Genomic DNA, 11,682 nt, shown 5'->3' on the forward strand with positions numbered 1-11,682 from the left:
AATAACTTAGTCCCATTTAAGCAGAGGTAGAGGGCGTAACGTCTTAATGTCAAAGGCCATCTTGCTCTTGCCATCGCCATTGATTAGTTTCAATTCCAGATAACTGATGCCAAGATCATGATCTAGTTGTGCTTCGAGTATAAATGCTTGCTTGTCTTTCATGGCCTTATCCACCAAGGTATAGAAAGTCAGTGATTTATCTTCCATCAGATTAACGGCGATGAGTTCATCGCGGTCGTCGGCTTCTAATGTTGACACTTGCTGAGTCACCAGTCGCCCGTCTTTAGCCCTGAATTCAAATTCGGTGACAGTCTCGGCGCTGGTATCTATCATACTTAACTCATAGATCAACTCACCATTTTCAATATCTATCTCAAACTCAGAGATGATACCGGGATAATCTTTTTCAACTTGTAGTAAAAATGCCTGTGGAGTGAGGTTTCCCTCATCGGAAAGTAGTTCAAGAATCGATGTTTCGGCCCAAGCGGCTACCGAAAAACCTGATGATGAAATGAGCACTAAACCAACTAACCAACGAGCCATGGCTCCTCCAGTAAAATCTACGATGCCGCTATCTTATCGCATTAAACCAAGAACAGTTAATTCAATCTAACTCGTCGATGATTCACTTAGGAAATCTTGCTATCTGCTTCACACGTTGAAGCGGCTATGATTCTAAAAATAAACTTAATAAAAATGAACTCGACGTAAAATAACTGACCTGACACGATCGGTTATTCCGCCACTAATTCTATGCTGTCAATCTCAATTTCAATCCCTTGCCATTCATCATCGACCTCGCCTCTCAAGGTGACAGTGGTGTCGCTAGACACTTCGATATCACGCCACAGGGCATTATCGATCTCAACTTCGACTTCACCAGAGTTATCACGAAACAGGTATTTCTCATCACCTAGGCTCTTTATTAGATGACCCGTCAGTACTACAGGAGTGTCATCTTTAGCCTTACTGGCATCGGCGGCAGTTTTTGCTTGAGTGCTGCCACCTGGACCATTGTAAGCGGCAAATGCAGGTAGAGTGAGCACACAAGATAAAATAATGGAACCGGTGAATTTCTTATACATGGCTTGCTCCTCTTCTAGTTAATGTCAATTCTAGACGAATGACTATAAAACCCAGATGGAATCAAGATTAATGTTTGATCATAAAGCTAGGCAGGCTCTAAGATATGAATGAGTTCAGACTTGAGTGCCACGGTGGTTTCTACGCCTTTAGCCAGCTCAAGTTTCTGCGCAAGATAAAGAGGCACCTCGGCGTTGATCTGATGGCGAACTCCTCTCACACTGGCTATGACCCTAGCGCTCTCCCCCATGGTCAACATAGACTCTATGGTGATATCCAACTTATTGAAACTCTTGCACAATCTGCCTTTCTTGATCGAATTGAACCTCACTCCCTGATTGGGTATGACCCAGCGAACCTTAGTGCCAATATCCAGATGTTCGAAATAAGTACTGGCTATGAGATGCTCACCAAATTTAAGCCAAGTGATTTGCCGTTCTTCTTCCTGAGCTATCACACGAGCATCGAAGATATTACGTAACCCCATCTGCTTGGCCACGGCTTCGTTATGAGGACGAACTAATACATCATGAGGCCTACCTTGCTGCAGCATTTTTCCCTGGCTGATAAGGATCATTTTATCCGCCAATAACAGAGCTTCGTTGAGATCGTGGGTCACCATGATAACTGGAATAGCCAGCTGCTCTTTCAGTCTGGCTAGCTCTAAATAGAGACGTTCGCGGGTTTCCCTATCGACTGCAGAGAAAGGCTCATCGAGTAATAGTACCGAAGGTTCACGAGCCAAAGCCCTGGCCAGTGCGACTCTCTGACGCTGCCCTCCCGAGAGGTTTGCCGGCAAACGATCCGGCAAACCATGTAAATTCACCCGTTCGAGCCATTCTTTAGCTCTGCTCTTACGTTCCGACTTGGGAATATGGTCCAATGCGGCCACCACATTTTCCATTGCAGTTAGATTAGGGAACAGACCAAAATGTTGGGGAACATAGCCTAAATGACGTTGTTGGGGTGATAAGCTTAGCTTTTTATCGCTGTCGTACCAGACTTGGTCTCCATAATGTATCTCACCCGATTCAGGCTGATTAAGACCGGCAATCATACGCAGCAAGGTGGATTTACCACCGCCGGAAGGACCGACAACCGCTAAGACCTCACCTGCTTTACAGGTAAATTCGGCATCTAGCTTGATATGTTTCTCTTGTTTTATCAGACAGTAAAGATCAGCTATGTCTTGAGCCATATGCTCTCCCTAACCTTCTTGACATGCTGGTCGTCAGCGCAAGTACTGTGATGGCAAATAACAGCAGTACTAAGGACATCTGGCCGGCACTGGCAAAGTCGAATGCCTGCACACTATCATAAATTGAAATAGCCACAGTCTTTGTCTCTCCTGCAATATTACCGCCCATCATCAAGACCACACCAAATTCTCCCAACACGTGGGAGAAACACAGAACCAGAGCGGTTAATACTCCAGGCCAAACCAGAGGCAGTTCAATTTTGAAGAGTATTTTTAAAGGACTCATGCCACAACAAGCCGCAGCATCGCGAACCTCTTGGGGGACAGACTCGAAAGCACGTTGGATCGGCTGAATGGCGAAGGGAATATTGACTATGATCGAGGCAACCACCAGACCGGAGAAGTGAAATACCAGTTGCTGACCTAAAACCTGCTCCAGAAAGCGCCCAAGCCAGGACTGGCTACCCAAGCCCACCAGCAGGTAATAACCTATCACGGTCGGTGGCAACACCAGGGGCACCATGATCAAGGCCTCGACCCAAGATTTACCGGTGAAGTGATGATAAGCCAAAAAGCGACTTGCCAAGATAGCAAAGGGGATCAAGATGATAACGGTAACGCTGCTAAGCTTTATCGATAACCACAGGGCTTCCCAATCCATAGACTAGTTACCTGTTTCTGGTTGAGACAGCTCAGGTTTAACCAGCTTAGATTTAACTAATGCAGGCTTAACAGTCTCAGATTGATCCGGTTCAGGCAAACCGAAACCAAAGTCACTAAATACCTGACGGGCACTGTCAGACTGAAGATACTGATAAAATACTTTAGCGGTTTCTCCTGCCTTACTGGTCAAAATCATCCGTTGAGTAAGGGGAGTGTGTAGCGCTTCGGGGATCACTTTATAATGCCCCATGGCCTGAAACTGCGGGGCGATAGCTAGGGATAAGGCGATAAGCCCCCCTTGAGTTGAACCACTCACGGCAAACTGAGCCGCTTGGGAGACATTCTCTCCGTAGATAAGCTTAGGCTTAAGGCTATCCCATAATCCTAATCCCTGAAGAACTTCTCGGGCACGCTCGCCGTAGGGAGCATGATCTGGGTTTGCGATCGCAAATCTCTGCAACTTGCCGGCTTTAAGTAAGGATTTTAATCCCTCCAATTCAGGGTCGAGTTCCAGTGGGGAATATTTAGGTGCAGCAATCGCCAGTCGACCCACCGCATAGAGGGTACCTTCACCTAAGCTTGCATCATACTTCTGTAGCTGATGAATATACTTCTCATCGGCAGAAAGGAATAACTGAAAAGGGGCACCGTGTCTGATCTGGGCAACGAAATTCCCCGAAGAACCATAGGAGATATTCACCTTACGGCCCGTATCTTGAGTAAACTGGCTAGCGATCTCATCGAGGGCAAACTTGATATTCGATGCCGCCGCAATCGCCGGAACATCGTCACTCCTAGCCGGTACAGATACCAGGCTAGACACTAACACCACACATACCGATACTAGCTTAAACCAGTGCTTCATCGCTTTTCCCTTACGTTACTTAAATTGACTACAAGTGAGGGCCAAATTTATTCTTTATCCCTTAAGTTACTCTTTTACCCACATTTTGGCGGCTTGCTCATCGGCATCTTTTGCCTCTACCCAGTTTGCGCCTTTATCCCCCGCCTCAAGTTTCCAAAATGGCGCCTTAGTCTTGAGAAAATCGATAAGGAATTCACAGGCGGCGAATGCCGCTTTTCTGTGAGCGCTAGTCACACCGATAAAGACTATCTGTTCACCCAAGGCCATAGTGCCGACGCGATGGATAATGGTGACATTATTTAAAGGCCAACGCTCTCTAGCCTCAACAGCGATTTGATTTAGTACGGCTTCGGTCATGCCAGGATAGTGCTCTAAGGTCAGGTCGGTCACAACACTGCCATCGTTAAAGTCGCGCACTTTACCGACGAAGGTCACTACGGCACCATCGCTGTTATCACCTGCGATCAGTGCATACTCACTGGGCACACTAAAATCTTCGGTCTGGACTCTGACAGCATTTAACTCAGTAGCCATATTAACCTCCAGTCACAGGAGGGAAGAAAGCAACTTCATCGCCGTCTTCAACTGGTGTATCCCAACTACTAATAGTCTGGTTAACCGCGACTAATAACTTATCTGCGGCTAATACTTTACCCCATTTATCATCTTTTGCGGCAAGTTGTGCACGCAAGTCTTCGGCAGTCACGGTGGACTCACTGGCTTCAACGGCAAGTGCACTCTGGCCTAATAGCTCACGAACCTGAGCAAAAAAAAGTACGTTTATCATCTTTATCTACCTTCAGAAACAGGGCTATTTAAACCTTAAAATGACCAGACTTACCGCCACGTTTTTCTAGCAGACGAGTCTGGGATATCACCATATCTTTCTGTACAGCCTTGCACATATCATAAATGGTCAGAGCCGCCACAGATGCTGCCGTTAAGGCCTCCATCTCGACACCGGTTTTACCCGATAGCTTACAAAGGCTAGTGATACGTACACGGTTAAATTCAGGTTGAGCTTCAAGTTCAACTTCAACCTTGGTCAACATCAGCGGATGGCAAAGAGGAATAAGATCCGATGTCTTCTTCGCCGCCTGAATCCCAGCAATACGTGCAGTGGCGAATACATCACCCTTGTGGTGACTACCACTCATGATCATCTCAAGAGTCTCAGGCATCATCTCTATGAAAGCCTCGGCTCTCGCTTCTCTTTCTGTGACAGTTTTATCAGTCACATCAACCATATGGGCATTGCCATCGGCATTGATATGGGTAAATTCACTACTCATTAGATTTAACCTTAAATTTATTCAGCAATTACTTTTCACACGTATCGCAGAGTTACAAACTCCATGCCTTGCATATGACACTTGTGTGGTAATCACTTAAAATGAATGTAGAAATTATATCTGAGGCCTGATGCAAAGTATTATCGGTCAAATACCCAGATAATACTCTAATCAGGCTGCAACAGAGGATTAACCACCTATGGAGGCTAAGTGTTGAGTCACACCGGTAATGCCATCATGAAGGAAATGAGTTTCCTTCTTTGCGGCTAGCTGACCGTGGAGTCGCTCGACCAGTTCAGTCCTTTGATCTTGATGTTGCAACAGATCTCTAAGATCCACACCATTTTCGGTAAACAGGCATAAGTGCAACTTACCTTTTGCCGACACTCTTAAGCGATTACAGCTGGCGCAGAAGTGCTTATCGTAAGGCATAATCAAGCCTATACGTCCCTTATGGTCGTCACGACTGAAATTTTGCGCGGGACCGTCATCCGCTGCTGGTGTATCTAAGCTCCAGCCATCTTCAACCAACTTGGCTCTGATATCGGATCCAGCAAGATGATGTGCCTTGAAATAGTCATGGCCTAAACCTGTCTCCATCAATTCGATGAAACGCAGATCGATGGGCGTGTTTTTAATCCAATGCAGGAACCTTGGCAGATCTTTATCATTTAGTCCCTTGAGTAATACCGCATTGATTTTTACTCGCTCAAAGCCAGCTTCGAGAGCAGCGTCGACACCTCGCATCACCTCATCAAACTTATTTTGACCCGTGATCTGATAAAACATGCGGGGATCCAAACTGTCTATCGACACATTGATACGTCTTAAACCGGCGTCATACCACTCTTTGGCATTCTTTTCTAAACGATAGCCATTGGTTGTCGTTGCGATTGTCTTTATCTTGTCGTTATCGGCAACCACACGAATGATATCGGTGAAGTCTTTACGCATGGTGGGCTCACCGCCTGTGATGCGGATTTTCTGGGTGCCGACTTCAGAGAATGCGCCGATCAGGTTTTCAATTTCATTGAGTCCAAGAAACTGAGCACGACCATCGGGGCGGTAGCCATCGGGGAGGCAGTATGTACATTTGAAATTGCAAACGTCGGTCACCGACATCCGCAAATAGTGAAACCTTCGACCAAATTTGTCTTGTAGTTGAGACATGATCACCTTTCCAAGTTAGGGGAGGTGTGATCATTTCTTTTCACACCCCGGTGGCGTTATTGCCACGGCTTAGCGCCCGTATCTGATGACGTAGGACAAGAAGCTCGGAGAACCGTCAGTGAATAATTATAGGCTTTTTTGCCTTCATTCCCTAGTTTTAAAAGTGCATTACTTGTGCAGGATCAATCGAGCGTTAACAATCTGTGACAGTGCTCACACCTCTTTTTGAATTCAAGTAGACTTAAATCACTGTTTATTCTCTGTGCCATTACATAAATTTAATGTAAGGTGGAGTTAACGATTAAAACACCCGTTTAACGGGGAAAAGTGACCTAAGAGGTGAAGTGATGGAACGCGAATCGATGGAATTCGATGTCGTCATTGTTGGAGCTGGCCCGGCCGGTTTAGCAACGGCATGTAGACTGATGCAGATATCCCAGGACAGTGGCAACGAGCTTACTGTTTGTGTTGTGGAGAAAGGCTCCGAAGTCGGCGCTCATATTCTTTCTGGAGCGGTATTCGAGCCCAAGGTGCTCGGAGAACTATTCAGTGACTGGAAGGAAAAAGGTGCACCACTCCACACTCAGGTCACAGACGACGAAATCTACATGCTCAGTTCAGATCAGAACGCTCGTCTGATGCCAAATTCCCTCGTACCTAAAACCATGCACAACGATGGCAACTATGTCATCAGTGTCGGCAACCTCTCCCGTTGGCTTGCCGAACGCGCCGAAGAGTTAGGCGTCGAGATATTTCCAGGCTTCCCCGCCAGTGACCTGCTGTTCAATGAAGATAACAGCGTCAAAGGCATCATAATCGGTGACATGGGCGTCGACGAAGATGGCCAACCAAAAGATGCTTACGAGCCTGGCATGGAGTTACATGCAAAATACACTATTTTCAGCGAAGGTTGCCGTGGCCACTTAGGTAAACAGCTGATCGAAAAGTATCATCTTGATAACGGTAAGACGCCGCAGCACTACGGTCTGGGCTTCAAGGAGATCTGGAAAGTCCCCAGCGAACAACATGAGCCAGGTAAAGTGGTACATACCGGTGGCTGGCCTCTCACCGAAGGCGCATCGGGCGGTGGCTTCCTCTACCACTTAGAGGATAACCAAATTGCCGTGGGCCTTATCGTTGACCTCAACTATAAAAACCCACATCTGAGCCCTTTCGACGAGTTTCAGCGATATAAAACCCACCCCGTGATAGCCAAGCACCTTCAAGGCGGTGAACGAGTCTGTTATGGTGCCCGGGCCATTACCAAGGGCGGGTTAAACTCACTGCCTAAGATGACCTTCCCTGGTGGACTCATCATAGGCTGTAACGCTGGAACCCTGAATTTCGCCAAGATTAAGGGTACCCACACCGCAATGAAGAGCGGTATGTTAGCCGCTGAGACCATAGCCCATGCATTACAAGCTGGTGTGGACGGCGGTAAAGATCTCGATTGTTATAACGAACGCTTCGAAAAGAGCTGGCTACAGGCTGAGCTATTTAGCTCCCGCAACTTCGGCCCGGCTATGCACAAGTTCGGTACTTATCTAGGTGGTGCGTTTAATTTTATCGACCAAAACTGGTTTGGCGGTAAGTTCCCTATCACCCTAAGGGATGAGCAACCAGATTACGCACAGATGGCGGAAGTTAACGCCTATAGCAAGATTGATTACCCTAAGCCAGATGGGAAACTCAGCTTCGATAAGCTGTCATCGGTTTACCTGTCTAATACCTTTCATGAGGAAGATCAGCTCTGCCACCTGCGCCTCAAAGATGAACGCATCCCAGTGGAAGTTAACTTAGTAAAATTCGACGAACCGGCTCAGCGCTACTGCCCTGCCGGTGTCTATGAAATAATCGAAGAAGCAGGCGAAAGCAAGTTTGTGATCAATGGTCAGAACTGCATTCACTGTAAGACCTGCGATATTAAAGATCCAAGTCAAAATATCACTTGGGTTACTCCCGAGGGCGGCGGTGGTCCGAACTACCCAAATATGTAGCCCCGTTTAAACAAGCTATGCAAAACGCGCCCGTTAATGGCGCGTTTTTTTGGTAAAGATTGTAATAAATAGGTTGCGTATAAGCTAAAAAATAACCATACTCGCATCCCCTAATAAAAGCGCTATCTAAATACCCAAGTGCTTAGTTTATATCTGAAACTCAATATCCTACAAAACAAATCTAATCGAGCAAGCATGGCTATGCTCAATTTTAGATCCTCGGGTCACAAGCCTAATGACATTGACACGATAGCTTTCGTTTCAATCTCAGACTAGTTGCGAAAAAAGAAACTAACTATGCTTACTATCAAACAGAAAATATTACTGACGGTTACGTTAGCCGTGCTGCTATCCACCATACTCGTTGGCGTGCTGAGTCAACGCAGCGCTAAACAAGTCATCGAACAACGTATGTTGACCTCCGAACTACCCAACATGTTGCTGCAGATCCGTAACAAGGTTGAGCTGGATATCTCAACTTTAATGAATGCCGCTGAGCAGCTTGCTAATAGCCCTATGCTGATTCAATGGCTGAAAAATGGCAGACCCGAGGCCGAAGAGGCTCTGGTGGTCGATCAGTTAAAAAAGATAACCCGCCAATATGACCTAGTGCAGGCCTCCTTCGCCGACAGAGATACAGCCGCCTATTATACCCAAGACGGTTTCCTCAGAGAATTAACCCCCGGCCAAGATGCCTGGTTCTTCGACTATAAGAACAGCGGTCAGGAGCGAATGCTTAACGTGTTCACCGAGGCCAACGGTGAAGTAAAGCTGTTTATTAATTACCAGCAGCCCTATGGGCGTGGTTTAGTCGGACTGGCTAAGTCACTGGACGATATGGTTAACCTGCTCAGTTCGTTCAAGATTGAAAAGAACGGCTTCGTCTATCTTGTCGACGCTAAAGGCGAAGTCAAACTGCATCAAGACACTCGCCGTATCGGCAAAAACCTGAGTGGCATATACAATAATCAAGGGAATAACTTACTCAACCGCGATGAATTTAGCCTAACTAAAATTGAACAAGATGGCCAAACCATCTTGGTCGCCAGCAGTTATATCCCCTCCATGGATTGGTATCTGATTGCCCAGGTGCCACAAAATGAAGTCTTCGCTATGCTCGAGGAGTCTGCCTATCAAATTCTGATCTGGAGCCTGATAATCTCTATCATACTCATCTCTTTGGCAGTCTTAGTCGCTAGCTCAATAAGCCAGCCGATAGCTAAGGTCGCTAGCATGCTACAAGATATCGGTGAAGGTGAAGGCGATCTGCGTCAGCGCCTCCCCGTGAAAGGAAATGATGAGTTGGCTAAATTAGCCATGGGGTTCAATAGCTTCATCAGCAAGATCCAGGCATCGATTATCGAAGTCACAGAAACCAGCGAGCAGCTGAGTCAATCAGCTAAAGATGTCGCCAATCAGGCACAGCAAACTTTATCCGATAGCCAACTACAGAAAGACCAAACCATAATGGTTGTAACTGCCATCAACGAGATGGGTGCCACAGTCAATGAAATAGCGGGCAATGCAGCCCTAGCCGCCGATACAGCCAGAAATGCCGACGCTCAGTCTAATACAGGCCAAGAAGTTGTGACCCGAGCCCGTGATACCATCAATCTTCTTTCAGATGACGTTGAACAAGTTGGTGAAGTCATCGAGTCTCTGGCCACACACACTAAGTCTATCGAAAGTATTCTAGATGTTATTCGTGCAGTTTCCGACCAAACCAACTTGTTGGCACTCAATGCAGCTATTGAGGCCGCAAGGGCCGGTGAAGCGGGTCGTGGTTTTGCCGTCGTTGCCGATGAGGTAAGAAGTCTCGCTTCCCGCACGGCAACTTCGACGAATGAAGTGCAGATCATGATTGATAAATTACAGACAGAAGCGACTCGTGCCGTCGATGCTATGACCCAGAGTCGAGCTCGCTCTCAAGAAGGCGTCACCGCCGTCGATGAGGCCAGCCAGTCACTGACAGGCATAAGCGAACAGATAGGGCATATTACCGATATGAATATTCAAGTGGCTGCGGCAACGGAAGAGCAATCGACAGTAGTGGAAGATATCAATCGTAATGTCACCGAGATCAACGATATCACCCAGAGAACATCCGATACCGCCCATGCGGCTGCACAAGCGAGCCAATCTTTGAATCAGTTGGCGAGCCGATTAGATACGTTAGTGGCAGGATTTAAGGTTTAAAATGGCTTAAGTTCCTAGGCTCTAGAGCCTAGGAACTTAAGCTTTTAAATCACCTAGACTCGTGGTTTTATGAAGGTGAGCGACAAGGGATATTTATAACTAATCCCTTCGCTGGCCTTCATTGCAGCGATAACCGTCAGCACTATATCCACTATAGCCAGCAAACCGATCAGGATGAAACCGATACCGATAAACATCAGCACACAACTTATCATCACCCAAATAATCATACTAATCTTAAAGTTCAAACAGTTACGGCCACATTCATCAACAAAGGGGATCTCATCACGCTTCATCAGCCAAACAATAAGCGGCCCGAGTATGCTGCCAAATGGGATGAGGTAGCCGGCAAAACTGGCGACTTGCACCAAGATCCCCATGTTCATCTCATCTCTGGTGAGCTCTTGTACTTCTTCTGTTTGCTCTGTCACTCGTTTCTCTCCTTGAAATATCACATTAACAACGAAATTCTAACTAGCCCCACCACTTATACCGATTGGTATTACACAGGACCAATGAGGCGCATCTGCCAATTTTCAATCTTTTTATTTTCTAGTCGTCTATGCAAGCTATTAACCCAAGAAGTAGCAAGACCTTCACAGGAGGCCAGACGATCATAGCTCTTGGCATCGAATTCAGTAGAAAAATAAATTTTCATGGCATCTCGCACGCTGATATCAGTGCGGCGCTCTTTCAGATAAACACTCGCACCTTGAGTTATCTCACCGGTTTTAACTACACGATAAAACCAGCCACACAAACCACTTGTCTGCATAGCGAGGGCAAATTCTTTATGGCCAAACTGGCTATTTAACTTAAAGCAAGGCGATCTAGGCTGTGTGACTTGAAGCTCGACATCACCGATGGATATGATGTCACCGATATTGATCTGAGTCTCATCCAGTCCTACGGTACTGATATTCTCACCCATGGCTGGCGCATCTTTAAAACCAGCCATCATGTCCCAACGACGATACTGGCCATAATGCTCCCGTGGGAAATGATGCAGCACCCTATCTAGGCCACCATGATGCTTAGGGTCTGCCTGAGCATCACCTATCACACGCTCGCTTTCGACCCGTAGCGAAACAGAAGGCTTTTTATGAGACATTCCACTAACGATACCTGCGGTTTCGCTGAGTTGTTCCCCTAGATAAATCCCTGATAAACGTTTGATCAGTAATTGTCCCGACATCTATCTATTCCTTAAGTTACGGC

The 11,682-nt window shown here is 46.6% G+C and carries 13 protein-coding genes and 1 riboswitch; of the genes, 2 read left to right on the forward strand and 11 right to left on the reverse strand.

The window, feature by feature from the left end:
- Positions 1–6: 6 nt before the first annotated feature.
- The 9 genes from sps_RS27020 to moaA form a co-directional block, all read right to left on the reverse strand.
- Positions 7–543, reverse strand: coding sequence for a PepSY domain-containing protein (locus tag sps_RS27020; RefSeq protein ID WP_077755333.1), 537 nt, complete (start codon positions 541–543; stop codon positions 7–9).
- Between the two features lie 191 nt (positions 544–734).
- Positions 735–1,085 (reverse strand): NirD/YgiW/YdeI family stress tolerance protein, encoded by a 351-nt coding sequence (locus sps_RS27025; RefSeq protein ID WP_077755334.1) that lies wholly within the window; start codon positions 1,083–1,085, stop codon positions 735–737.
- 86 nt (positions 1,086–1,171) lie between these two features.
- Positions 1,172–2,281, reverse strand: a complete 1,110-nt coding sequence (locus sps_RS27030) for an ABC transporter ATP-binding protein (protein ID WP_077755335.1) — start codon at positions 2,279–2,281, stop codon at positions 1,172–1,174.
- Positions 2,262–2,942: a molybdate ABC transporter permease subunit gene (modB, locus tag sps_RS27035; protein WP_077755336.1), complete on the reverse strand. Its 681-nt coding sequence runs from the start codon at positions 2,940–2,942 to the stop codon at positions 2,262–2,264. The genes sps_RS27030 and modB overlap by 20 nt, the downstream gene beginning before the upstream one ends.
- 3 nt (positions 2,943–2,945) lie before the next feature.
- Positions 2,946–3,809 carry a molybdate ABC transporter substrate-binding protein gene (gene modA / locus sps_RS27040; protein ID WP_077755337.1) on the reverse strand — a complete coding sequence of 288 codons (864 nt, stop codon included), beginning with the start codon at positions 3,807–3,809 and terminating at the stop codon, positions 2,946–2,948.
- 66 nt (positions 3,810–3,875) lie between these two features.
- Positions 3,876–4,343 (reverse strand): molybdopterin synthase catalytic subunit MoaE, encoded by a 468-nt coding sequence (moaE, locus tag sps_RS27045; protein ID WP_077755338.1) that lies wholly within the window; start codon positions 4,341–4,343, stop codon positions 3,876–3,878.
- A gap of 1 nt (position 4,344) precedes the next feature.
- Positions 4,345–4,596, reverse strand: a complete 252-nt coding sequence (gene moaD / locus sps_RS27050) for a molybdopterin synthase sulfur carrier subunit (protein WP_077755339.1) — start codon at positions 4,594–4,596, stop codon at positions 4,345–4,347.
- 28 nt (positions 4,597–4,624) lie between these two features.
- A complete protein-coding gene (gene moaC, locus sps_RS27055) occupies positions 4,625–5,101 on the reverse strand; it encodes a cyclic pyranopterin monophosphate synthase MoaC (RefSeq protein ID WP_077755340.1) in 477 nt (158 codons plus the stop codon).
- 189 nt (positions 5,102–5,290) lie between these two features.
- The gene (gene moaA / locus sps_RS27060; protein WP_077755341.1) at positions 5,291–6,271 is read right to left on the reverse strand and encodes a GTP 3',8-cyclase MoaA; all 981 of its coding nucleotides are present in this window, start codon (positions 6,269–6,271) and stop codon (positions 5,291–5,293) included.
- A riboswitch (molybdenum cofactor riboswitch) is annotated at positions 6,259–6,393 on the reverse strand. Its footprint overlaps the gene before it by 13 nt.
- A 225-nt stretch (positions 6,394–6,618) precedes the next feature.
- Here moaA and sps_RS27065 point away from each other — a divergent pair.
- On the forward strand, positions 6,619–8,268 hold the full coding sequence (locus sps_RS27065) for an electron transfer flavoprotein-ubiquinone oxidoreductase (protein ID WP_077755342.1): 1,650 nt from the start codon (positions 6,619–6,621) through the stop codon (positions 8,266–8,268).
- A 297-nt stretch (positions 8,269–8,565) separates the two neighbouring features.
- Positions 8,566–10,464 (forward strand): methyl-accepting chemotaxis protein, encoded by a 1,899-nt coding sequence (locus sps_RS27070; protein WP_077755343.1) that lies wholly within the window; start codon positions 8,566–8,568, stop codon positions 10,462–10,464.
- 53 nt (positions 10,465–10,517) lie between these two features.
- Here the strand turns inward: sps_RS27070 and sps_RS27075 are convergent, their stop codons facing one another.
- Positions 10,518–10,844 carry a DUF4870 domain-containing protein gene (locus sps_RS27075; protein ID WP_179948438.1) on the reverse strand — a complete coding sequence of 109 codons (327 nt, stop codon included), beginning with the start codon at positions 10,842–10,844 and terminating at the stop codon, positions 10,518–10,520.
- Positions 10,845–10,966: 122 nt separating this feature from the next.
- Positions 10,967–11,659 carry an MOSC domain-containing protein gene (locus sps_RS27080; protein WP_077755344.1) on the reverse strand — a complete coding sequence of 231 codons (693 nt, stop codon included), beginning with the start codon at positions 11,657–11,659 and terminating at the stop codon, positions 10,967–10,969.
- Positions 11,660–11,682: the final 23 nt, after the last annotated feature.

It is taken from the genome of Shewanella psychrophila, assembly GCF_002005305.1.
GTDB lineage: Bacteria > Pseudomonadota > Gammaproteobacteria > Enterobacterales > Shewanellaceae > Shewanella > Shewanella psychrophila.

What these genes read in the sequence shown, in the direction of transcription:
- moaE (WP_077755338.1), bottom strand. Translation starts at nt 4,343, where the DNA reads ATGGCTACTGAGTTAAATGCTGTCAGAGTCCAGACCGAAGATTTTAGT.
- sps_RS27025 (WP_077755334.1), bottom strand. Translation starts at nt 1,085, where the DNA reads ATGTATAAGAAATTCACCGGTTCCATTATTTTATCTTGTGTGCTCACT.
- modA (WP_077755337.1), bottom strand. Translation starts at nt 3,809, where the DNA reads ATGAAGCACTGGTTTAAGCTAGTATCGGTATGTGTGGTGTTAGTGTCT.
- sps_RS27075 (WP_179948438.1), bottom strand. Translation starts at nt 10,844, where the DNA reads ATGGGGATCTTGGTGCAAGTCGCCAGTTTTGCCGGCTACCTCATCCCA.
- moaD (WP_077755339.1), bottom strand. Translation starts at nt 4,596, where the DNA reads ATGATAAACGTACTTTTTTTTGCTCAGGTTCGTGAGCTATTAGGCCAG.
- moaC (WP_077755340.1), bottom strand. Translation starts at nt 5,101, where the DNA reads ATGAGTAGTGAATTTACCCATATCAATGCCGATGGCAATGCCCATATG.
- sps_RS27020 (WP_077755333.1), bottom strand. Translation starts at nt 543, where the DNA reads ATGGCTCGTTGGTTAGTTGGTTTAGTGCTCATTTCATCATCAGGTTTT.
- sps_RS27030 (WP_077755335.1), bottom strand. Translation starts at nt 2,281, where the DNA reads ATGGCTCAAGACATAGCTGATCTTTACTGTCTGATAAAACAAGAGAAA.
- sps_RS27070 (WP_077755343.1), top strand. Translation starts at nt 8,566, where the DNA reads ATGCTTACTATCAAACAGAAAATATTACTGACGGTTACGTTAGCCGTG.
- moaA (WP_077755341.1), bottom strand. Translation starts at nt 6,271, where the DNA reads ATGTCTCAACTACAAGACAAATTTGGTCGAAGGTTTCACTATTTGCGG.
- sps_RS27065 (WP_077755342.1), top strand. Translation starts at nt 6,619, where the DNA reads ATGGAACGCGAATCGATGGAATTCGATGTCGTCATTGTTGGAGCTGGC.
- sps_RS27080 (WP_077755344.1), bottom strand. Translation starts at nt 11,659, where the DNA reads ATGTCGGGACAATTACTGATCAAACGTTTATCAGGGATTTATCTAGGG.
- modB (WP_077755336.1), bottom strand. Translation starts at nt 2,942, where the DNA reads ATGGATTGGGAAGCCCTGTGGTTATCGATAAAGCTTAGCAGCGTTACC.